22 protein-coding genes are annotated in these 22,159 nt (G+C 69.2%); 9 read left to right on the forward strand and 13 right to left on the reverse strand.

Annotated features, from left to right (window positions below; all coding sequences use genetic code 11):
- The first annotated feature begins 2 nt into the window (after positions 1-2).
- From YS110_14275 to YS110_14285, 3 genes are all read left to right on the forward strand, one after another.
- A complete protein-coding gene (locus YS110_14275) occupies positions 3-503 on the forward strand; it encodes a C40 family peptidase (GenBank protein UJB65836.1) in 501 nt (166 codons plus the stop codon).
- 35 nt (positions 504-538) lie between these two features.
- Positions 539-1,648 carry a 3-deoxy-7-phosphoheptulonate synthase gene (locus YS110_14280; GenBank protein UJB65837.1) on the forward strand — a complete coding sequence of 370 codons (1,110 nt, stop codon included), beginning with the start codon at positions 539-541 and terminating at the stop codon, positions 1,646-1,648.
- 82 nt (positions 1,649-1,730) lie between these two features.
- A complete protein-coding gene (locus tag YS110_14285) occupies positions 1,731-4,301 on the forward strand; it encodes an EAL domain-containing protein (GenBank protein UJB65838.1) in 2,571 nt (856 codons plus the stop codon).
- A 416-nt stretch (positions 4,302-4,717) separates the two neighbouring features.
- On the opposite strand, the gene YS110_14290 is transcribed toward YS110_14285, so the two are convergent.
- Positions 4,718-5,224, reverse strand: coding sequence for a Spy/CpxP family protein refolding chaperone (locus tag YS110_14290; protein UJB65839.1), 507 nt, complete (start codon positions 5,222-5,224; stop codon positions 4,718-4,720).
- A 150-nt stretch (positions 5,225-5,374) separates the two neighbouring features.
- Between YS110_14290 and YS110_14295 the strand changes: the two genes are divergently transcribed.
- From YS110_14295 to YS110_14305, 3 genes are all read left to right on the forward strand, one after another.
- Complete coding sequence (locus YS110_14295; protein ID UJB65840.1) at positions 5,375-6,361, forward strand: recombination-associated protein RdgC; 987 nt, start codon at positions 5,375-5,377, stop codon at positions 6,359-6,361.
- A gap of 12 nt (positions 6,362-6,373) precedes the next feature.
- The gene (locus tag YS110_14300) at positions 6,374-7,627 is read left to right on the forward strand and encodes a spore maturation protein (protein ID UJB65841.1); all 1,254 of its coding nucleotides are present in this window, start codon (positions 6,374-6,376) and stop codon (positions 7,625-7,627) included.
- Between the two features lie 459 nt (positions 7,628-8,086).
- Entirely contained in the window at positions 8,087-8,338 is a 252-nt protein-coding gene (locus tag YS110_14305; protein ID UJB65842.1) for a DUF3297 family protein, read from the forward strand.
- Positions 8,339-8,451: 113 nt separating this feature from the next.
- Here the strand turns inward: YS110_14305 and YS110_14310 are convergent, their stop codons facing one another.
- The 9 genes from YS110_14310 to YS110_14350 all read right to left on the reverse strand — a co-directional run bounded on the left by YS110_14310 (position 8,452) and on the right by YS110_14350 (position 18,348).
- A complete protein-coding gene (locus YS110_14310) occupies positions 8,452-9,618 on the reverse strand; it encodes an acyl-CoA dehydrogenase family protein (GenBank protein UJB65843.1) in 1,167 nt (388 codons plus the stop codon).
- A 60-nt stretch (positions 9,619-9,678) separates the two neighbouring features.
- Positions 9,679-10,869: an acetyl-CoA C-acyltransferase family protein gene (locus tag YS110_14315; GenBank protein ID UJB65844.1), complete on the reverse strand. Its 1,191-nt coding sequence runs from the start codon at positions 10,867-10,869 to the stop codon at positions 9,679-9,681.
- 13 nt (positions 10,870-10,882) lie between these two features.
- Complete coding sequence (locus tag YS110_14320) at positions 10,883-11,665, reverse strand: enoyl-CoA hydratase/isomerase family protein (GenBank protein UJB65845.1); 783 nt, start codon at positions 11,663-11,665, stop codon at positions 10,883-10,885.
- A gap of 61 nt (positions 11,666-11,726) precedes the next feature.
- On the reverse strand, positions 11,727-13,526 hold the full coding sequence (locus YS110_14325; GenBank protein ID UJB65846.1) for a long-chain fatty acid--CoA ligase: 1,800 nt from the start codon (positions 13,524-13,526) through the stop codon (positions 11,727-11,729).
- The gene (locus YS110_14330; GenBank protein UJB65847.1) at positions 13,523-14,344 is read right to left on the reverse strand and encodes an ABC transporter ATP-binding protein; all 822 of its coding nucleotides are present in this window, start codon (positions 14,342-14,344) and stop codon (positions 13,523-13,525) included. Before YS110_14330 ends, YS110_14325 begins: the two co-directional genes overlap by 4 nt.
- 13 nt (positions 14,345-14,357) lie before the next feature.
- A complete protein-coding gene (locus YS110_14335; GenBank protein ID UJB65848.1) occupies positions 14,358-15,536 on the reverse strand; it encodes an ABC transporter substrate-binding protein in 1,179 nt (392 codons plus the stop codon).
- Between the two features lie 17 nt (positions 15,537-15,553).
- Positions 15,554-16,591 (reverse strand): branched-chain amino acid ABC transporter permease, encoded by a 1,038-nt coding sequence (locus tag YS110_14340; GenBank protein UJB65849.1) that lies wholly within the window; start codon positions 16,589-16,591, stop codon positions 15,554-15,556.
- Between the two features lie 12 nt (positions 16,592-16,603).
- Positions 16,604-17,482, reverse strand: coding sequence for a branched-chain amino acid ABC transporter permease (locus YS110_14345; protein UJB67463.1), 879 nt, complete (start codon positions 17,480-17,482; stop codon positions 16,604-16,606).
- Entirely contained in the window at positions 17,482-18,348 is an 867-nt protein-coding gene (locus YS110_14350; GenBank protein UJB65850.1) for an ABC transporter ATP-binding protein, read from the reverse strand. Before YS110_14350 ends, YS110_14345 begins: the two co-directional genes overlap by 1 nt.
- A gap of 132 nt (positions 18,349-18,480) precedes the next feature.
- Between YS110_14350 and YS110_14355 the strand changes: the two genes are divergently transcribed.
- From YS110_14355 to YS110_14365, 3 genes are all read left to right on the forward strand, one after another.
- Positions 18,481-19,191 carry a TetR/AcrR family transcriptional regulator gene (locus tag YS110_14355; GenBank protein UJB65851.1) on the forward strand — a complete coding sequence of 237 codons (711 nt, stop codon included), beginning with the start codon at positions 18,481-18,483 and terminating at the stop codon, positions 19,189-19,191.
- Between the two features lie 131 nt (positions 19,192-19,322).
- On the forward strand, positions 19,323-20,216 hold the full coding sequence (locus YS110_14360) for an EamA family transporter (protein UJB67464.1): 894 nt from the start codon (positions 19,323-19,325) through the stop codon (positions 20,214-20,216).
- 74 nt (positions 20,217-20,290) lie between these two features.
- Complete coding sequence (locus YS110_14365) at positions 20,291-20,692, forward strand: VOC family protein (GenBank protein ID UJB65852.1); 402 nt, start codon at positions 20,291-20,293, stop codon at positions 20,690-20,692.
- Here YS110_14365 and YS110_14370 read toward each other — a convergent pair.
- The 3 genes from YS110_14370 to YS110_14380 all read right to left on the reverse strand — a co-directional run bounded on the left by YS110_14370 (position 20,674) and on the right by YS110_14380 (position 22,094).
- The gene (locus tag YS110_14370) at positions 20,674-21,333 is read right to left on the reverse strand and encodes an AraC family transcriptional regulator (protein ID UJB65853.1); all 660 of its coding nucleotides are present in this window, start codon (positions 21,331-21,333) and stop codon (positions 20,674-20,676) included. The genes YS110_14365 and YS110_14370 overlap by 19 nt on opposite strands.
- A gap of 174 nt (positions 21,334-21,507) precedes the next feature.
- Entirely contained in the window at positions 21,508-21,900 is a 393-nt protein-coding gene (gene cueR / locus YS110_14375; GenBank protein ID UJB65854.1) for a Cu(I)-responsive transcriptional regulator, read from the reverse strand.
- Positions 21,897-22,094 (reverse strand): heavy-metal-associated domain-containing protein, encoded by a 198-nt coding sequence (locus YS110_14380; protein UJB65855.1) that lies wholly within the window; start codon positions 22,092-22,094, stop codon positions 21,897-21,899. Before YS110_14380 ends, cueR begins: the two co-directional genes overlap by 4 nt.
- Positions 22,095-22,159: the final 65 nt, after the last annotated feature.

The following is a 22,159-nucleotide window of genomic DNA, read 5'->3' on the forward strand; positions in this document are numbered from 1 at the left end:
CCATGCTTGCCCCGCCCACTCCCCTTGCCCGGCGCCGCCACCTGCTGGCGCTGGGCGGCACGCTGCTGCTGGCAGCGTGCGGCAGCGCCCCGCCGCAGCGCGGCGGCACCACCGCGCTGCCCTCGCGCCTGACGCACGAGCAGGCGAGCGACATCGCCATCCACGCCCTGGGCCTGGTGGGCACGCCCTACCGCTACGGCGGCAATACGCCCGAGGGCGGCTTCGACTGCAGCGGCCTGATCGGCTACGTGTACCGCAGCCGCGCCGGCGTGGCGCCGCCGCGCACCGTGGCGCAGCTCAACGGCTTCGGCGCGCCGGTGGACGGCGCCGACCTGCGCACCGGCGACCTGGTGGTGTTCGGCGGCGCGCGGCCCACGCACGCCGGCATCTACGTCGGGCAGGGGCGCTTCGTGCACGCGCCCTCGACAGGCGGCGAGGTGCGGCTGGACCGCCTCAGCGGCCCCTACTGGTCGCGCCAGGCCGTGGCATTCCGGCGGCCTTGAACCTTGCACCGCGGACCGCGCGAGAATGGCGGGCTATGACTACCCTGCACGCCCACCGCCCCGCCACCCCGCTCTCCACCGACGACGCCACGCGCATCGACGACGTGCGCATCAAAGCCGTCCGCCCGCTAATCACGCCCGCCATCCTCGAGGAGTGGCTGCCCGCCCCCGAGGCCGCGCAGCGCCTGGTGGAGTCGAGCCGCGCCGCCATCTCGCGCGTGCTGCACGGGCAGGACGACCGGCTCATCATCGTCGTCGGGCCGTGCTCCATCCACGACCACGAGCAGGCCATGACCTACGCGCGGCTGCTGCAGGCGCAGGCCGAGGCGCTGTCGCAGGAGCTGCTGGTGGTGATGCGCGTGTACTTCGAGAAGCCGCGCACCACCGTGGGCTGGAAGGGCTACATCAACGACCCGCACATGGACGGCAGCTTCGCCATCAACGAAGGGCTGGAGATGGCGCGTGCGCTGGTGCTCGACGTGCTGGCGCTGGGCCTGCCGGTGGGCACCGAGTTCCTCGACCTACTCTCGCCGCAGTACATCAGCGACCTGGTGAGCTGGGGCGCCATCGGCGCGCGCACCACCGAGAGCCAGAGCCACCGCCAGCTCGCCAGCGGCCTGTCCTGCCCCGTGGGCTTCAAGAACGGCACCGACGGCGGCGTGAAGGTGGCGAGCGACGCCATCCTGGCCGCGCAGTCGGCGCACGCCTTCATGGGCATGACCAAGATGGGCCAGGCCGCGATCTTCGAGACGCGCGGCAACCAGGACTGCCACGTGATCCTGCGCGGCGGCAAGGCGCCCAACTACGCTGCCTCCGACGTGCAGGCGGCCTGCGAGATGCTGCACAAGGCGGGCCTGCGCGAACAGGTGATGATCGACCTCTCGCACGCCAACAGCAGCAAGCAGCACCGCCGCCAGATCGACGTGGCGCAGGACGTGGCCGCGCAGATCGCCGCGGGCGAGGCGCGCATCACCGGCGTGATGATCGAAAGCCACCTGGAGGAAGGCCGCCAGGACATCGAACCCGGCCAGCCGCTGGCGCCCGGCGTGTCCGTCACCGACGCCTGCATCAGCTTCGCGCAGACCGTGCCGGTGCTGCAGCAGCTGGCCGCCGCCGTGCGCGCGCGGCGTGGCCAGCAGGCATAAGCATGAAAAACGGCTCCAGCCCTTGCCCAGCAAGCGCGAGCAGCTCTCATTTTTGAAATACTCCCCAGTGCCCTGATCCCGCATGGATTGCCCCGCCCGCCCCGCAGATGACATGGCCTTGCGCCTGCTGGCTGCCTGCAACCAGGCCCTGGTGCGCGGCCGCGGCGAGGCGCAGATACTGCAGGCCATTTGCGACTGGGCCGTGCACCAGGGCGGCTGCCGCCTGGCCTGGGCCACGCTGGCGCACGACGGCGCGCCGCAAACCGTGGCCCGGTCCGGCCCCGTGGACGACAGCCTCCCCGCGCCCGGCGACCCCGGCACGCTGGCGCTGCCGCTGCACGATGGCGGCGCCAGCCCGCTCGGGGCGCTGTGCCTGCACGGCCCCGGGTGCCTCCCCCCGGACGCCGGGCAGCAGGCGTGGCTGCGCGAGGCGGCGGACGACCTCTCGCACGGCCTGGCGCTGCTGCGCGCGCGCCAGGCCGAGCAGCGCATGCAGGCCTTCGCCCTCAAGGTGGCGAGCGCCGTGTCGGCCAGCACCGGCACCGCGTTCTTCGAGCGCCTGCTGCACTACATGACCGATGCGCTGGGCGCGCAGGCGGGCTGCGTGGCACGGCTGCTGCCCGCGGCGGCGCAGCAGCCCGCGCGCGTGATGACGCTGGCGCTGAGCGTCAACGGCGCCCTCAAGCCCAACCGCGACTACCTGCTCGACGGCACGCCCAGCGCGCAGTTGCTGACGCAGCGCCAGTGCGTGGTGGAGCGCGACGTGGCCGGGCGCTACCCCGACGCACCCGTGCTGCGCGAACTCGGCGCCCAGGGCTACGTCGGCCAGCAGCTGTGCGACGCCGACGGCGAGCCGCTGGGCCTGATCTTCGTGCTGTTCCGCGAGCCGCTGCACCAGGCCGGGTTCATCACCTCGACGCTGCAGATCTTCGCCGCGCGCGCCGCCTCCGAAATCCAGCGCCAGCAGGCCGAGGCGCGCATCCGCTACCAGGCTTCGCTACTGGACAAGGCGCAGGACGCCATCGTCGTGCGCGACCTGGAGCACCGCATCCTGTTCTGGAACCAGGGCGCCGAGCGCCTCTACGGCTGGACGCGGCTGCAGGCGCTGGGCCAGAGCGCCCAGACGCTGCTGTACGACGACCCCACGGTATTCCAGCGCGCCACGCGCATCACCCTGGAAAAGGGTGAATGGGTGGGCGAGATCACCCAGCGCAACCGCCACGGCCGCACGCTCGACATGGAGGTGCGCTGGACGCTGGTTCCCGGCGAGGACGGACAGCCGCCGTCGATCCTGGCGATCAACACCGACATCAGCGCGCGCAAGGCCAGCGAGCGCGAGGTGCAGCGCCTGGCCTTCTACGACGCGCTCACCGGCCTGCCCAACCGCATGCTGCTCATGGACCGCATGCAGCAGGCCCTGGCCAGCGCCGAGCGCCAACGCCAGGGCGGGGCGCTGCTGTTCATCGACCTGGACAACTTCAAGACCCTCAACGACACCCTGGGCCACGACATGGGCGACCTGCTGCTGCAGCACGTGGCGCAGCGCCTGGGCAGTTGCGTGCGCGGCATCGACACCGTGGCGCGCCTGGGCGGCGACGAGTTCGTGGTGATGATCGAACAGCTCAGCAGCGACCCCGGCGAGCTGGCGCGCGCCGCACGCACCGTGGGCGAGAAGATCCTGCAGCTGCTCTCGGCCCCTTACCTGCTGGCCGGCTACCAGTACCGCAGCACGCCCAGCATCGGCATCGCCCCGTTCGGCCATGGGCGCACCAGCGTGGGCGAGCTGCTGAAGCAGGCCGACCTGGCCATGTACCAGGCCAAGACGGCCGGGCGCAGCACGCTGCGCTTCTTCGACCCCGACATGCAGGCCGCCGTGACGCGCCGCGCCGCGCTGGAAGGCGACCTGCGCGCCGCCCTCGCCAAGGACGAGTTCCTGCTGCAATACCAGCCGCAAAGCGACCGCACCGGCCGCGTGGTGGGCGTGGAGGCGCTGGTGCGCTGGCAGCACCCGCAGCGCGGCCTGGTGGCGCCGGCCGAATTCATCGGCCTGGCCGAGGAGACCGGGCTGATCCTGCCCCTGGGGCGCTGGGTGCTGAACCAGGCCTGCAAGCTGCTGGCGCGCTGGCAGGGCGACCCCTACCTGGCCCAGCTGACGATGGCGGTGAACGTCAGCTCCATGCAGTTCCGCGACGCCAACTTCGTGGAGGACGTGCTGCGCGTGCTGGCCGTGAACGGCGCCCCCGCGAACCGGCTCAAGCTGGAGCTGACCGAGAGCCTGCTGGTGGAGAACATGGAGGCCACCATCGCCACCATGGAGGCACTGTGCGCGCACGGCGTGGCCTTCGCGCTGGACGACTTCGGCACCGGCTACTCCTCGCTCACGTACCTCAAGCGCATGCCGCTGGCGCAGCTCAAGATCGACCGCAGCTTCGTGCGCGACCTGCTGACCGACCCGAACGACGCCGCCATCATCCACACCATCATCGCGCTGTCGCGCAGCCTGGGCCTGGAGGTCATCGCCGAGGGGGTGGAATCGATCGAGCAGCGCGACATGCTGGCGCGCGCGGGCTGCCATCTCTACCAGGGCTATCTGTGCAGCCCGGCGCTGCCGGAAGACGCGCTGCAGCGCTTCGTGCGCGACCGCGTGGGTTGAAATAAAACACCCCCTGAGTCGCCTTCGGCGCCTTCCCCCTCTCTCTACGCGCTACGCGCTCCGGGAGGGGGACGCAGCCAGCGGCCTGGCGAAGCCAGCTCCGCGGCTGCCTGGCCTGGGGCGCGCCAGTTGCATGGGCCATGGATGTGAGCGAACCCAGCCGTATCTGCATCCTGGATGTTCCTTCTTCTTGTATTAAAGAAGATAGTGGTAGTAATAGAAGGCCGGGATTTCTGTGGATAACACGGAATTTCTGATTTTTGACAGGCACTTGTGTCAATGCACAAGCCTGTGCGCGGTGCCCGGGCGCCGCTGTCCCGCGAACGGGGACAACTGCGCGACAGGCACCGGCGCTGTGGACAAGGGCCCGGTTGTGCCAGCGATGGGCCCAGTCTTATCCACAGCACCGTAGCGGCTTACTGCTGCGGCGGTTGCCGGCGCCCCTCGGGCCCGCCGTGGCGGTGCATGCCCTTGCCGTGCATGCCTTCCATCCAGCGCAGCGATTGCGTGTCGAAAGTCTTTTGCTGCGGCGGCGTCAGCTGGCCATAGAAGGCCTTCGTGGCCTCACCCCGGCGGTCGGCGTCGGCGGCGTGCTGCTCGCGCAGGGCGCGCATGCGGTCGATGCGCTCGGGGGTGGACAGGTCGCGCAGGCTTTTCCAGTCCGCGTCCAGGCGCGCACGCTCGCGCGGCTTCATGGATTCCATGTAGGTGGACCAGGCGCCTTCCTGGGCCGGCGTGAGCTGCAGTTGCTGCTTGAACTTGGCGGCCCAGTTTTCCATGCGCTCCTTGCGCAGCTCCTGCATGCGCTCGCCGCGGGGTTGCGGGCCCGGCGGGGGCGTTTGCGCCAGCGCGGGCACGGACAGGGCGGCGAGCAGCGCGGCCGCGGCGGCGGAGGTTGCGATGCGGCGTGACAGGAAAGTCATGGTGGATTCCTTTCAGACGGTTGAGAAACCCGCTGGCGGCCACGCCAGCGATTGAAAGCCAGTGTGCGCCTGCCGTGTAAGCGCGCCATGCGCGCTTTGTCAGGCTGTGTAAAGTTGCGCTCCAGGAAAAAGCACCACAAAGGAATCCGCGTGTTCAAGAACATGATCGTGTACCGCATCGCGCCGCCATGGCAGATGGGGTTGGAAGAAGTCGAAGCCGCGCTGCAGAAGGCGCTGTTCCAGGAATGCGGCGCCACGCAGGAGCAGTCCAGCGGCTTCGTGCCGCCGCGCGGCGACGCGCACGGCCTGCTGGCCGAGAGCGTGGGCGGGCAGTGGGTGCTGCGCTACATGACCGAGGCCAAGATGCTGCCCGCCAGCGTGCTGGCGCGCAAGGTGAAGGAAAAGGCCGCGCGCATCGAGCAGGAAACCGGCCGCAAGCCCGGCAAGAAGGAAAGCCGCGAGCTCAAGGACGAGGCCAAGCTCGACCTGCTGCCCATGGCCTTCACCAAGCAGGGCTCGATGTGGGTGTGGATCGACCCGCAGGCGCGCTGGCTGGTGCTGGACACCGGCAGCCAGGGCCGCGCCGACGAGGTGGTGAGCCTGCTGGTGGAACTGCTGCCCAGCTTCGCCGTGGCGCTGCTGGACACGCAGACCTCGCCGCAGGCCGCCATGGCGCACTGGCTCAAGGAGCAGGAACCGCCCGCCGGCTTCAGCGTGGACCGCGAGTGCGAGCTGAAAAGCGCCGACGAGGCCAAGGCCGTGGTGCGCTACGCGCGCCACCCGCTGGACATCGACGAGGTGCGCGCGCACATCGAGGCGGGCAAGCTGCCGACCAAGCTGGCGCTGACCTGGGACGACCGCGTGAGCTTCGTGCTGACCGAGGGGCTGCAGCTCAAGAAGATCAGCTTCCTCGACACGGTGTTCGAGGGCCAGGCGCCCGACGAACAGGGCTTCGACACCGACGTGGCCATCGCCACGGGCGAATTGACCAAACTGATCCCCGACCTGGTGGAAGCGCTGGGCGGCGAGGGCCGTAGCGTGGGCGAGGCCCCGGCCGGCGCTGCGCAGCGCGGCGGCGCCGTGACCGGCCCGGCGCAGGCGCCCGTGGATACCGACCCGGACAGCGCGCCTTTCTAACCCCCGGCCGCCATGGCGCTGAACTGGGTCTGGATTGGCTTTTTCGTCACCGCCTGCGCCACGGCCGTGGCGCGCTGGTGGCTGGGCGAGGAGGGCATCTTCACAGCGCTGCTCGCGGCCCTGTTCGACGGCGCGCGCGCGGGCTTCGAGATCGCGCTGGGCCTGGCTGGCATCATGGCCCTGTGGCTGGGCCTGATGCGCGTGGGCCAGCAGGCCGGCATGGTCGAGCGGCTGGCGCGCGCGGCCGCGCCGCTGCTGCGCCTGCTGTTTCCGGGCGTGCCGCAGGGCCACCCGGCGCAGGGCGCCATGACCATGAACCTCTCGGCCAACCTGCTGGGCCTGGACAACGCCGCCACGCCGCTGGGGCTGACGGCCATGCGCGCGCTGCAGGCGCTGAACCGCGAGCCGCCCGGCACCGCCAGCGATGCGCAGATCATGTTCGTGGTGATGAACACGGCGGGGCTGACGCTGATTCCCACCTCGGTCATCGCCATGCGCCAGAGCGTGGCGCTCAAGCAAGGGCTGGGCGCGGGCTTCAACGCGGCCGACATCTTCCTGCCCACGCTGCTGGCCACCTTCATCTCGCTGCTCGCGGGCGTGCTCGCCGTGGCCGTGGCCCAGCGCCTGCCGCTGTGGCGCGCGCGCCTGCTGCTGCCGCTGCTGGCCGTGGCCGGCCTGCTGGCGGCGGCCGTCACGGCGCTGGCGCGGCTGCCGGCCGAACAGGCGGCGCGCATCGCCAGCACCACGGGCGCCGCCGTGGTGCTGGGCGTGGTGCTGCTGTTCGTCGTGGCCGGGGCCTGGCGGCGCGTGAACGTGTACGACGCCTTCATCGAAGGGGCCCGGGAGGGCTTTGGCGTGGCCATCCAGGTCGTGCCGTACCTGATCGCCATCCTGGCGGCCATCGGCGTCTTCCGCGCCGCCGGGTGCATGGACGCGCTGCTCGGCGCCATCGGCGCCGTGGTGGCCTGGGCCGGGTGGAACACCGACTTCCTGCCCGCGCTGCCCGTGGGCCTGATGAAGGTGCTGTCCGGCGCCGGAGCGCGCGGCCTGATGGTGGACGTGATGCAGACCTACGGCGTCGATTCCTTCCCCGCGCGGCTGGCCGCCATCATCCAGGGCTCGACCGAGACCACGTTCTACGTGCTGGCCGTCTACTTCGGCAGCGTGGGCGTGAAGAACACGCGCCATGCGCTGGCCTGTGCGCTGTTCGCCGATGCCGTGGGCATCCTGGCCGCCATCGGCGTGGGCTATGCGCTGCTGCGCTGAACTGCGGCCCGCCCCTTTCTTTCTCCTTCATGCGCCCGGCCGGGCGCTTTTTTTTTGCCCGTGCATCCCGGGGCGGGACACAGGTGCTGCCACGGCTGTTGTTGTCCTTTGTATTCAATATTGAAAGATAGTGGTAGTAGTAGAGGGCGGCCCGTTCTGTGGATAACTGGAAAATCTCCTTTTCCATCAATGATTTGGTTGGTTCCAAAGCATGGGGAGGGACAGGGGCGCGTGCTGCGCCTGAAATGGGGATAAAGCGCGCGCGCCGGCCCGCGCTGTGGATAAGCACCGGCTTATGCCAGCCCTGCGCCCAGGGTTGTCCACAGGACGGTTTTTGGCATGAAAAACGGCTTAAGCCCTTATGCAGAAAGCGCTGGCAGCTATGGTTTCAGGAGTTCCGTGGCGGGCAGGCCGGTTGCAGGACAATGGCGCCTTCGTGTTTTTTGCGAGATTGCACCCGTGACCGATACCGCCCGCCTCCCGTTGCCCGACCGCCTGGCCATCGACCCGCGCAGCCCCCACCATGCGGCGGCCGTGTTCCAGCAGGAGGCCGACATCGGCATCCGCTTCAACGGCAAGGAGCGCTTCGACGTGGAGGAGTACTGCGTCAGCGAGGGCTGGATCAAGGTGCCGGCCGGCAAGACCGTGGACCGCAAGGGCCGGCCGCTGCTCATCACGCTCAAGGGGAGCGTGGAGGTGTTCTACAAGTAATACGGATTTGCCTTCAACCGTCTAACGTCGTTGGTTCGCCTTGCCGTGCTACAGCACTGATCGTAGGCTTCCCGCCTAGTTATACGGTTGAAGGCAAACCCGTATGAGGGCGCTCAGCGCCCGAGCAGCGAGCGCGCCACCAGCTCTTTCATGATCTCCGACGTGCCGCCGTAGATGCGCAGCACGCGCGCGTCGGTCCAGAAGCGCGAGATCGGGTATTCGGCCATGTAGCCGTAGCCGCCGAAGAGCTGCAGGCAGGCGTCGGCCACGCGGCCGAAGACCTCGGTGGTGTGCAGCTTGAGCGCGCTCACGGCCTCGGGGGTGAGTTCGCCGCGTTCGTAGGCCGCCACGCTCATGGCCAGGAAGGCCTCGGCGGCGGCGATGTCGGCCGCGCACTGCGCCAGCGTGAAGCGCGTGTTCTGGAACTGGCCGATGGCCTGGCCGAACGCCTGGCGCTCCTGCACGTATTTCAGCGTGGCGTCCAGTGCGCCCCGGGCGCCGTGCACCGCCTGCACGCCGATGATCAGGCGCTCGCGCGGCAGCTCGCGCATCATCTGCACGAAGCCCTGGCCCTCCAAGCCGCCGAGCAGCGCGTCCAGCGGCACGCGCATGTCCTCGAAGAACAGCTCGGACGTGTCGCCCGCGTGCTGGCCGATCTTCTCCAGGTTCTGGCCGCGCGTGAAGCCGGGCGTCCTGGTATCGACCAGGAACAGGCTCACGCCCCTGGCGCCGGCGGCCGGGTCGGTCTTGGCGGCGAGCACCAGCAGGTCGCAGTGCTGGCCGTTGCTGATGAAGATCTTGCTGCCGTTGATGACGTATGCGTCGCCTTCGCGCCGTGCCGTGGTGCGGATGGCCTTGAGGTCGCTGCCCGCGCCGGGCTCGGTCATGCCGATGGCCGCCACGGCCTCGCCGCGGGCCATGCGCGGCAGCCAGTACGCACGCTGCGCCTCGGTGCCGCAGTGCAGCAGGTAGGGCGGAACGATGTCGTTGTGCACCTGCAGCCCGCCGACGAAGCCGCCGTAGCCCCGGCGCGAGAGCACCTGCACCACGGCGAACGAGAAGTGCACGCTGGCGCCTGGGCCGCCGTATTCCTCCGGCACGTCGGCGCACAGGTAGCCGTTCTCGCCCATCTTGCGGAACAACGCGCGCGCCACCAGGCCGGCTTTTTCCCAGCCGCGGTAGTGGGGCTCGATCTCCGCGTCGCAAAAGCGCTCCAGCGATTCGGTGAAGAGTTGCAGTTCGGCCCGCTGCTCAGCGGAAAGGAAGGTGTTGGGGAGCATGGTGCTATGGATAGATGAGCTGCCAGCGCTTGTCCATCAAGCGCTGGAGGCCAAAAAGACTCAAACCCGTTCAAGGATGGCGGCAATGCCCTGGCCACCGCCGATACACATGGTCACCAGCGCGTAGCGCCCGCCCGTGCGGTGCAGCTCGGCAATCGCCTTGGTGGTGATGATGGCGCCGGTGGCGCCCACGGGGTGGCCGAGCGAGATGCCCGAGCCATTGGGGTTGACCTTGGCCGGATCGAAGCCCAGCTCCTGCGCCACGGCGCAGGCCTGGGCGGCGAAGGCCTCGTTGGCCTCGATCACGTCCATGTCGCTGACCTTCAGGCCGGTGCGCGCCAGCACCTTTTGCGTGGCGGGCACGGGGCCAATGCCCATGTAGGCCGGCTCCACGCCCGCGTGCGCGTAGCCCACCAGGCGCGCCAGGGGCTTCAGGCCCAGCGCCTGCACGCGGCCGCCGGCGGCCAGCACCACGGCGGCGGCGCCGTCGTTGATGCCCGAGGCGTTGCCGGCCGTGACGGTGCCGCCTTCCTTCCTGAACGCGGGCTTCATGCCGGCGAGCGCCTCCAGCGTGGTGGCGGCGCGCACATGTTCGTCTTCCTGGAACAGCACCGTACCCTTGCGCGTGGCGATTTCGACGGGGACGATCTGTTCCTTGAAGTAGCCGGCGGCGATGGCGGCGGCGGCGCGGCGCTGGCTCTCCAGCGCGAGCTGGTCCTGCATTTCGCGGCTGATCTTGTAGCGTTCGGCCACGTTTTCGGCGGTGATGCCCATGTGCATCTTCTGCCACGGGTCGTGCAGGATGCCGAGCATGTAGTCGATGCTCTTGCTGTCGCCCATGCGCTGGCCCCAGCGCGCGCCCTGGTCGAAGTAGGGGCCGCGGCTCATGCTCTCGCTGCCGCCGCCCACGGCCACGTCGCAGTCGCCGTAGCCGATGGCCTGCGCGGCGGACACGATGGCCTGCAGGCCCGAACCGCACAGGCGGTTGACGTTGAACGCGGGTGTCTCGATGGGGCAGCCGGCGTCGATGGCGGCCACGCGCGAAAGGTAGGCGTCCTTGGTGTCGGTAGGGATGACGTTGCCCATGACGACGTGGCCCACGGCGTCGGGCGCGATGCCGGCGCGCGCGATGGCGGCCTTCACGGCGGTGGTGGCGAGCTGGGTGTTGGGCACGTCCTTGAGGCTGCCGCCGAAGGTGCCGATGGCGGTGCGGGCGGTGCCGACGATGAAGATGTCGCGGAGCGGGGTCATGGGGGTGGTTCTTTCAATGGCCAATGAACTGGGGTTTGCGCTTGGCGAAGAAGGCCTCAATGCCTTCGCGCAGGTCCTGCGTGTGGGCGCAGGTGTCGAAGGCCTGGGCCTCGGCCGCCAGTTGCGCGGGCAGGTCGCGGTCGAAGCTGGTGCGCAGCAGGCGGCGCATCTGGCCGTAGGCCTTGGTAGGGCCGTGGGCCAGGCGCTCGGCCAGGGCGTGGGTGGCGCTGTCCAGTTCGGCGGCGGGTAGCACGCGGTTGACCAGGCCTAGGCGCAGCGCGTCGTCCGTGGAGAAGTTGTCGCCCAGCAGCGCTATTTCGAGCGCGTGGCGCAGGCCCACCAGGCGCGGCAGCGCCCACGAGCCGCCGACGTCGCAACTGGTGCCGAGGTTGATGTAGGCGAGGTTGAACTTGGTGCCCTCGGCGGCGAGCACGAAGTCGCACATCAGCATCAGCGACAGGCCGCCGCCCGCCGCCGCGCCATGCACCTGGGCGATGACGGGTGCGTCGATCTGCAGCAGCAGTTGCAGCGTGGCGTTCAGCGGCGCCAGCAGGTCGCGCGCGCCCTGGGCCGGGTTGGCCTGCAGCGTGGCCAGGTCGCCCCCGGCAATGAAGGCGCGGCCCGCGCCCTTGAGCACCACGGCGCGCACGCCGGGGTCGGCGGCAATGGCCTGCACCGCCGCCAGCAGGGCCTGGGCCATGGGCAGGTCGAGTGCGTTCAGGGCGGCGGGGCGGTTGAACACCAGGGTGGCGATGGCGCCCTGGCGGGTGACGATGAGGGGGGAGGTGTCGGTCATGGTGTGCTATTGGAATAAGAGCTGCCAGCGCTTGATGGACAAGCGCTGGAGGCCGATTTGGCTATGAATACAGCGCCTCGATCTCGCTCGCGTAGGTCTTGTAGATGCTGCTGCGGCGCACCTTCATGGTGGCGGTGACCTCGCCGTCGTCGTGGTCCAGTTCCTTGGTGAGCAGGTGGAACTTGCGGATCTGCGCCACCTGGGCCAGCCTGGCATTGCCGCCGGCGATCTCGGCGTCGATGAGCTGGCGCACGGCGGGCGTTTCCACCAGCGAGCGGAAGTGCGTGAACGCGATGCGCCGCGCCTCGGCCCATTTGCCCACGGTCTCGTAGTCGATCATGACCAGCGCGCCGACGAACTTGCGCCCCTCGGCCACGATGACGCACTCCTTGATGTAGGGGCTGGCCTTCATGGTGTTCTCGATCTCGGACGGCGTGAGGTTCTTGCCGCCGGCGGTGATCATGATGTCCTTGAGGCGGTCCACGATCTGGAGCTGGCCGTCCGTCTCGCGCACCACGTCGCCGGTGTGCAGCCAGCCGTCCTGGATGCTCTGCGCCGTGGCCTCGGGGTTCTTGTAGTAGCCGGCGAACACCATCTCGCCCTGGATCTGGAACTCGCCGTTGTCGGCGATGCGGTACGCCACGCCCTGCGTGACCGGGCCGACGGTGCCCACGCTCACCTGGTCGAGGTCGTGGCCCGTGACCATGCCGGTGGATTCGGTCAGGCCGTAGACCTCGACCAGCGGCACGCCCAGGGTGCGGAAGAAGCGCACCACGTCGGGCGCGATGGGTGCGGCGCCGGTCAGCGCCACGCGCGCATCGCGCAAGCCGATGAAGTTCTGCAGCGCGCGCAGCACCAGCCCGTAGTGCGCGGCGTGGCGCAGGCGCTCCAGCATGGTCCACTGGCTGCGCGGCTTTTCCGCTAGCGGGGCGCAATCGGCCAGGGCGCGCTGGTAGAGCGCGCGGCGCAGCGCGCCGGTTTCCTGCATCTTGATGGCGATGGCCGAGTGCAGCTTCTCCCAGATGCGCGGCACGCCGAGGAACATGGTGGGCGCGACTTCGCGCAGGTCTTCCTGCACGGTACGGATGGATTCGCCGAAGTTCACCTGCGAGCCCAGGTAGATGGGGCAGAAGGTGGTCAGCATCTGCTCGGCCACGTGGCACAGCGGCAGGTAGGACAGGTGCGTGGTGTGCGCGTCCAGGCGCAGGCGCTCGATGATGCCGGGGCTGACGCCGCGCATGTTGCGCCACGAGACCATGGCGCCCTTGGGCTTGCCGGTGGAGCCGGAGGTGTAGATCATCAGCCCGATGTCGTCGAGCGTCTGCCGCGCCAGCACGTCGTCGATGCGCGCCTGGCTGTGCACGCTGGCGCCCAGGCGCTCCACTTCGTCGAAGGTCGTGATGAGCGCGCAGTGTTCGGGGGCGAAGCTGCGCAGCCCCTTGGTCTCCATGACGATGATTTTTTGCAGGCGCGGCAGCTCGGCCAGGGCGTCGAGCACCTTGTCGGTCTGTTCCTGGTCCTCGCAGACCATGATGTCGATGTCGGCATGGCCGACCACGTAGGCCACCTCGGGCGAGGGGCTGGTGGGGTACACGCCCACGGTGATGGCGCCGACCAGGCCCGCGCCCATCTGCGCCAGCACCCATTCGATGCGGTTCTCGGCGATCACGCCGACGTGGCCGCCCGCCGGCAGGCCGAGCTGCTGCAGGCCCTGGCCGAAGTGGCAGGCGCGCTGGTAGTACTGCGCCCAGGTGACGGGCTTCCAGATGCCGAAGTCCTTTTGCCGGATGGCCACGCGCTGGGCATCGCGCTGCGCGCGCTGGCGCAGCATCTGGGGCAGGGTGAGTTCGGGAAGGTTCATGACAGCCACCTCTTCCTGCGCTTGTAGTGCTTGATTTCTTTGAAGCTCTTGGCTTCGCCGCCGCCGCCCATGCCGAGGTAGAACTCGCGCACGTCGGGGTCGTTCGCCAGGCGCTCGGCCGTGCCGTCGATGACGATCTTGCCGTTCTCCATGATGTAGCCGCTGTGCGCCACGGCCAGGGCCACGGTGGCGTTCTGCTCCACCAGCAGCATGGAGGTGCCGCGCTCGGCGTTGATGCGCGCGATGATGCCGAAAATGTCCTCGGTGAGCTTCGGCGACAGGCCCAGCGAGGGCTCGTCGAGCAGGATCAGCTCAGGTCTAGCGATGAGCGCGCGGCCGATGGCCAGCATCTGCTGCTCGCCGCCCGAGAGGTACCCGGCCAGGCCCTTGCGCCGCTCGTGCAGGCGCGGGAAGTATTCGTACACCAGGTCGAAGTCGGGCTTGGCGGCACCGTCGCGCCCGCTGAGCGCATAGGTCGAGGCGACGAGGTTCTCCTCGATGGTCAGGTCCTCGAACACGCGCCGCCCCTCCATGACGTGCGACAGCCCGCGGCGCACCAGCAGTTGCGGCGCGATGGATGCGGTGCTCTGCCCGTTGAAGCGGATGCTGCCCGCTTCAAGCGCGCCGTTCTCCAGCGGCAGCAGGCCTGAGACGGCCTTGAGCGTGGTGCTCTTGCCCGCGCCGTTGCTGCCCAGCAGCGCCACGATCTGCCCGCGCGGCACGGCCAGCGAGAGGCCGCGCAGGGCCTGCACGACCTTGTTGTAGATGACCTCGATGTTGTTGACTTCGAGGACGCAATCCGTGGCTTGCTGGGTCATGGCTGCGGCGGGGTCAGAGCTTGATCCAGTCGGATGCGGCGACCATCTTCTGCGCCTTCATGTCGGCGCGGTAGACGCGCCCTACGGGAATGGAGTTGCCGCTGATGGTGATCGGCACGCCGATGAGCCCGCCGGTGTCGAAGTCCTTGAGGCTGTTGAGCGCGGCCTTGAGGTGGGCGCCGGTGAGCGGCTTGTTGCCGTCCAGGCAGCGCTTGGCCGATTCGAGGAACAGCATGGCGGCCAGGAAGCCCTGCATGTAGGCCGTGCTCTGGTACTCGGGGCGCAGGGCGCGGATCTTCTCCAGCATCGGCGCCTTTTCGGTGTCGTAGTAGTAGCGGTAGGGCATCACGCCCATGAAGCCGTCGCCCGCTTCGCCCATCTTCATGACGGTGGAGCTGTCCATGGTCCAGAAGGTGCCCATCCACTTGCTCTTCATGCCCTGCTGCTTGCCCTGGGTGATGAACTCGGGAATGGGCGCGAGGATGTAGCCGTGGAAGATGGTGTAGTCGGGCGCGGCGCGGCGCAGCTTGATGACCTCGGTGGACACGTCCACGCTGCCCGCGGGCGTCATGATCTTGACGGGCACCGACAGGCCCAGCGCCTTGGCGGCGGCCTCGCTCTTCTCGATCGGGTCGCGGCCGAACTCGGAGTCGGAGTAGACAAAGGCCACCTTGGCGCCGGGCTTCTCCTTGGCGATGTGCTTGAGCAGGATGCCGAACATCTCCGTGTAGTCGGGGCCCACGAGGAACTGGTGCGGGTACTTCTTCGGGTCGTTCAGTTCGCTGGCGAACGAGGCGCCGGCCATCAGGATGTTGCCGTTGCGCTCCAGCTCGGGGTTGATGGTCTTGGCGAAGCCGGTGGAGTCGCCGTAGTAGACGTTGACCTTGTTCTGGCTGGTGATCTTCTTGAACGCGGCCACCGACACGTCCACCTTGTAGCCCGTGTCCTCGGGCACGTACCTGACCTTGCGGCCCTTGATGCCGCCGGCGTCGTTGACGATCTTCACGTAGTCCTGGATGCCCGCGTTGATGCCCACGCCCGCGAAGGCGAACACGCCGGTCATGGGGATGGAGCCGCCGATGACGATCTCCTCGGCGCCTTGCGCCAGCACTGAGAGCGGTTGCACGAGCGCGGCGGCGGCTGCGCCCAGCATGAGGCTGCGGCGTTTCGTGGAAATGCGATGCTGTGCCATGTCTGTCTCCTAGGGTGTTAATTACGGAAGGGCCACAGGTGGAAGAAGCGGCGCACGCGGCGCCATATTTCTGCGAGCCCGAGCGGCTCGAACACCAGAAAACCGATGATGAGTGCGCCGAACACCACCAGGCGCACGGGTGAGAGGAACACCGCCAGCGCGGCCCCGCCGGGCAGCAGGTCGACGACGAGCTTGAGCAGCTCGGGCACCATGGTCATGAACACCGCGCCGAGGATGCCGCCGAGGATCGAGCCCATGCCGCCGACGATGATGGCCGCGAGGAAGAAGATCGACATCGACAGCGGAAAGCTCTCGGGCGTGACCACGCGGAAGAAGTAGGCCCACAGCCCGCCCGCCAGCCCGGCGTAGAACGACGACAGGCCGAACGACAGCAGCTTGTAGCGCAGCAGCGGGATGCCCAGCACCTCGGCCGAGATGTCGCGGTCGCGGATGGCGATGAAGGCACGTCCGATGCGCGTGCGGAACAGGTTGGCCGCGCCCAGCAGCATCAGCAGCGTCACCGGCACGATCAGCCAGTACAGGCGGAAGGACGTGTCCAGGTCCATGCCCAGCAGGCGCGCCGGCGGCAGCGACAGCCCGGCCGTGCCGCCGGTGATCTGGAAGTTGGCGAACAGGAAGTGCGCGATGAACGAGGCCGCTATTGTTGCGATTGCCAGGTACAGCCCCTTCACGCGCAGCGACGGAATGCCCACCACGATGCCGCCCAGCATGGCCACCACGCCGCCGGCCAGCAGGTTCAGCAGGAAGGGCGTGCCGTAGCGCGTCTGCAGAATGGCCACGGTGTACGCACCCAGGCCCATGAAGGCGGCCTGGCCCAGGCTCACCAGGCCGGTGTAGCCGGTGAGGATGTTGAGGCCCGTGGCGCTTGCCACGTTGATGGCCACGAGGCAGGCCATGTAGAGCCAGTAGTCGCTGGCGACGAAGGGGAACAGCAGCAGCAGCGTGGCGGCGATGGCGAGCCACGCATGCTGGGTGCGCGAGTCGAACAGCGCCGCGTCGGCGACGTAGCTTTCCTTGAGGGTTCCGATACGCATGGTGATGAGCCCTTAAAGACGTTCGATTTCGTGGGTGCCGAACAGGCCGTAGGGCCGCGCCATCAGGATGACCACCAGCACCACGAAGGTGGCCAGCAGCTTGTATTCGCCGCCCAGGTAGGCGCCGGCCAGCGCCTCCACCAGGCCGATGAGGATGCCGCCCACGAGCGCGCCGAGCACGCTGTCGAGCCCGCCGACGATGACGACCACCAGCACCGACAGGCCGAACACGCCCATGCTCGATGAGATGCCGCCGATCGAGCCGACGATGATCCCGGAGATGGCCGCGAGCATGGCCGAGGCCACCCAGGCCAGCGAGAACACGCGCGGCACGTTGATGCCCACCGAGTAGGCGGCGGCCTGGTCGCTGGCCGTGGCGCGCAGCGCCACCCCGCCGCGCCAGTAGCGGAACACCAGCAGCACGGCGGCGATAAACACGGCGGCCACCACCGCGCCCCAGAACACCTTGGGCGCGAGGAAGGCGTCGCCGACCATGATCGGGTCGCTGGGCATGAACTCGGGCAGGCGGCGCTGGTCGGCCGTCCAGACCATTTCCACCAGGCCGATGAGCACCGACGACAGGCCCACGGTGACCATGAAGACGGAGATCGGCGGCTCGCCCAGCAGCGGGCGGATCATGGTGCGCTCGATCACCGCGCCCAGCAGGCCGCAGGCCAGCACGGCGGCCGGAATCGCCAGCCACAGCGGCAGCGCCCACATGGCGGCGAAGGTGAAGAACAGGTAGCCGCCGGCCATGAGCATCTCGCCGATGGCGATGTTCACCACGCGCGTGGCCTTGTAGACCATCACGAAGGCCAGCGCGGCGAGCGCGTACAGCCCGCCGCTGGCGATGCCGGTGAGGCTGATCTCGAACAGGTAGGCCCAATCCATCATGCGGCTCCCGCCATGGCTGGCTGTGCGGCCGCGCGCAGCTTGGCGCGCAGCTCATCGACGTTGCCCGAGCCCAGGTAGGCGCGGCCCACTTCCGGGTCGGCCTGCACCACGGCCGGCACGCCCTGCGCGATGACCTGGCCGAAATTGAGCACCACCACGTGGTCCGACAGGTCCATGACCATGCCCATGTCGTGCTCCACCATGAGCACCGTCACGCCCCACTCGGCGCGCACGTCGAGGATGAAGCGCGCCATGTCCTCCGTCTCCTCGCGGTTCATGCCGGCCACGGGCTCGTCGAGCATCAGGATCTCGGGCTGCATGGCCAGCGCGCGCGCCATCTCCACGCGCTTTTGCAGGCCGTAGGACAGGGCCGAGACGGGGGCGTGGCGGATGTGGTCGATCTCCAGGAAGTCGATGATGCGCTCCTCGATGTCGCGGCGCAGCGCGGCCTCCTCGCGGCGCGCGCGGCCCAGGTAGAACAGCGCGTCGAACACGTTGGTCTTGAGGTGCGCGTGGCGGCCGAGCTTGATGTTGTCCAGCACCGTCATGCCGCGGAACAGCGCGATGTTCTGGAAGCTGCGCCCCAGGCCCATGCGGGCGCGCTGCGGCGCGGGAATGCGCGTGATGTCCTGGCCCTTGAAGCGGATGCTGCCGCTGGTGGGCCGGTAGAAGCCCGAGATGGTGTTGAACAGCGAGGTCTTGCCCGCGCCGTTGGGCCCGATCACGGCGGTGATGGAGCCCGGCTGCACGCCGAAGCCCACGCCGGACAGCGCGCGCACGCCGCCGAACGCCAGCGTCACGCTGTCCACCTGCAGCAAGGGCGGGGCGGCGGAATGTGCGCCGCGCGCAAGCGTTGTCTCCATCGGGCTCCTCTACGGGTTTGTGCGAAAGGACGAATTTCTACTTTTACGTAGACTTGTTACTTGAAAGTAGATTCTGGTGCAGCCGCGATTTTGGAAAATCAGTACTTACCCGATACACGAAGGATTTCCCGTATGGGCACATCACGCACAGATCCGCAGGCCGCGCGCCGCGCGCCGCGCGCCGCGGCCCAGGCTTCGCCCTGGGCCCAGGCGCCCGCGCGCGAGGCGCAGCGCGAGGCCAAGCGCAACGCCGTGCTCTCCACGGCGGCGCAGATGTTCAACGAGCGCGGCTTTCACGCCACCTCGCTGGACGACATCGCAGCGCGCCTGCACGTCACCAAGCCCACGCTGTACTACTACGTGAAGAACAAGGACGAGATCCTGCTGGAGTGCGTGAAGAAGGGCCTGCACATGACGCTCGACGGCATCGAGGCCTCGCGCGCGGCGGGCGGCAACGCCGTGGACCAGTTGCGCGCGTGCATGCGGGTGTATGCCGACATCGTCACCCAGCCCTTCGGCATGTGCCTGATCCGCATCGGCGACGAAGAGGTGCCCGAGCCCAGCCGCACCGAGCTGCGCCGCATGAAGGCCGAGATCGACCTGGCCTTCCGCCGCCTGGTGGCGCAGGGCGTGCAGGAGGGCTCGCTCAGCGCCTGCGACCCGAAGATGACGGCCTTCGTCATCGCCGGCGCCTTGAGCTGGATCGGGCGCTGGTACCAGCCCGATGGCGAGTACAGCGCCGCCCAGGTGGCCGAGCAGTGCATCGCCACGCTGATGCACGGCGTGCTGGTGCCCCCGGCCGCGGCCGCGAGGAGTCCTAAAAAGAGAGCGGCCAGCGATTGATGGCAAAAGGGTTAAGAGTGTTTTCCATCTGAAACCCCGATGGAGCAAGCGCTGGCAGCTACGATAACCGGAGCAATCACCAGCCCCTGAAAGCCTCCATGTCCGCAGCCACCGCATCTTCCCCCTCCGGCATGGGCCGGGCCGACTGGGCCAGCGCCCTGGTGGTCATCGTCATCTGGGGGCTGAACTTCGTGGTCATGAAGTGGGGCCTGGCCACGCTGTCGCCGCTGCTGCTGTGCGCGCTGCGCTTCGTCGCGGCGTCGGTGCCGCTGCTGCTGTTCGTGCGCCCGCCGCGCAGCGTCGGCTGGGGCCTGCTGGCGGCCTACGGGCTGGTGCAGGGCGTGGGGCAGTTCGGGCTGCTGTTCACGGGCATGAAGCTGGGCATGCCGGCGGGCATCGCCTCGGTGGTGCTGCAGACGCAGGCCTTCATCACCATGCTGCTGGCGGCGCTGCTGATGGGCGAGCAGCCGCAGCGCTGGCAGTGGCTGGGGCTGTGCATCGCCATCGGCGGGCTGGGCATGATCGGTGCCGCGCATGGCGACGGCGCGGCGGGCATGACGCTGCTGGGCTTCGCCTTCACCGTGGGCGCGGCGGCGATGTGGGCGGTGTCCAACCTGCTCACGCGCGCGGCGGCGCGCCAGGGGCGGTACGAGCCGGTGTCGTTCATCGTCTGGACCAGCGTGTTCCCGGTGCTGCCGCTGGCGCTGCTGTCGCTGTGGGTGGATGGCGCCGGCAGCGTGCAGCGCCAGCTGCAGGGCATCGGCTGGCGCGAGCTGGGCACGGTGGCCTACCTGGCCGTGCTGTCCACGCTGCTGGGCTACGGGCTGTGGACGCGGCTGCTGCAGCGCCACGCCGCGAGCACGGTGGCGCCGCTGTCGCTGCTGGTGCCGGTGATCGGCCTGCTGTCGGCCATGCTGCTGCTGGGCGAGCGGCCGACGGGCGTGCAGTGGCTGGGCACGCTGGCGGTGCTGCTGGGCATGGCTATCAACCAGTTCGGCGGGCGCTGGGCGCGGCGCAGGCGCTGAGCCTGTCGCATTTCTTCAAGACCACGACCGGGCGCGCGGCTACGCTGGCGGCTTCTTTTCCAGGGGTTTTTGCCATGCAATTCGGCTACACCATTCTTTACGTCGAGGACGTTCCGGCCACCGTGGCCTTCTACGAGGCGGCTTTCGGCCTGCGCCGGCGCTTCGTGCACGAGGCGGGCGACTTCGGCGAACTCGACACCGGCGCCACGGCGCTGGCGTTTTCGTCGCTGCGCCTGATGGCGCAGCTGGGCAAGAGCCCGCAGCGCGCGGTGGCGGGCGCGCCATGCTGCGAGATCGCCTTCACCACGGCGGACGTCGCCGCCGCCGTGGAGCGCGCGGTGCGCGCGGGGGCCGCGCTGGTGCAGCCGCCCGAGGCCATGCCGTGGGGGCAGACCGTGGCCTACGTGCACGACAACAACGGCTTTCTGGTGGAACTGTGCACGCCCATGGGCGCACCTCAGCCGCCAGCGCCGTAGCCCGGCGCGCAGGCCAGCGCGAGCAGGGCCGGCGCTGCCCGCAGGCGGGCCGGCGTGGCGCCCAGCCAGCGCAGGCATTCGCGGCTGAAATGGGCCTGGTCCGCATAGCCATGGCTGGCCGCGATGGCGGCCAGCGGCGCGCCGCTGGCCAGTGCCTGGGCCGCGCCGCGCACCCGTGCCAGCGCGCGCCAGTACTGCGGCGGCTGTCCGGTGGCGCTGTGCAGCAGCCGCTCCAGGCTGCGCGGCGAAACGCCCAGCGCCCGCGCTGCCCAGGCCACCTGGGGGGCCTCGCGCAGCGCGGCCAGTGCGTCGGCCACGCGCGGGTCGAGCACGGCATGCTGGTCGATGTGCGGCAGCAGCGCGCTTTCGTCGCCCTCGGGCACGTGCCGTGCCGCCGCCAGCAGGGCCGCGCTGTCGATGCGCACGCCGGGCCGCAGGCGAAAGCCCAGCCACTGGGTGGCGCGGGCGCTGGCCACGCTGCGCGCCTGCGTGTCCAGCGGCGAAACCAGCCACTGCGGGCGGCATCCCGCCTCGCGCCGCAGGATCAGGTCGCGGCAGCCGTCGGGCAGCACGATGGCGGTGCTGGCGCCGCCGCTGGCGTGCGCCCAGCGCTCCAGCACCACGGCAGGCAATGGCGGCATGGTTCTTTTCAGTTATTAAGCACCGCCCACAGCCCTTGAAACCGGCGCGCCCCAAGCCAGCGGACGCCGCGCAAGGGCCGCCCCGCAGCGAGGGCTGCGTCCCCCTTCCCGAATGGCGCAGCCATTCGAGAGAAGGGGGAAGCGGCGCAGCCGCTCAGGGGGATGTTCTTCATCTCAAGCCGCCAGGTCGTCAAGGATCGGGCAGTCAGGCCGGTCGTCGCCGTGGCAGCAGCCCACCAGCGCTTGCAGGCTGCGCTGCATGGCCTGCATGGCGGCGATGCGCTCGGAGAGGTTGGCGATGTGTTTTTGCGCGATCTGCTTGACCTGGCTGCTGGCGCGCTGCTTGTCCTGCCACAGGCCGAGCAGCGTGGCGATTTCGTCCATGGAGAAGCCCAGGTCGCGCGCGCGGCGGATGAAACGCAGGGTGTGGATGTCCGCCTCGGTGTACTGGCGGTAGCCGCTGCCGGTGCGCGCCACCGGGGCCAGCAGGCCGAGCGATTCGTAGTGCCGCACCATGCGCGCCGAGATACCGGCGCGCCGGGCGGCCTCGCCGATGGGGACGGTCACGCGGCGACCTTGTAGCCTTCTTCCTGGATGGCGTTGGCGATGGCGTCGCGCGATTTCTCGCTCTCGACCACGACCTGGCCCGTGGGCAGGTCGACCTTGATGAGGGCTTCGTTGTCGAGCGCACGCACGGCGTGCACCACGGCGCGCTCGCAGTGGCCGCAGGTCATGCCTTGGACGGTGAAGGTGTATTGCATGGAAAAGTCCTCCGGGTGGGGTTGTGGATAGGGCCACGATGATGAACCCTGCCATGGTGGCAGAG

The sequence above is a fragment of the Acidovorax sp. YS12 genome (assembly GCA_021496925.1).
Classification (GTDB): Bacteria; Pseudomonadota; Gammaproteobacteria; order Burkholderiales; family Burkholderiaceae_C; genus Paenacidovorax.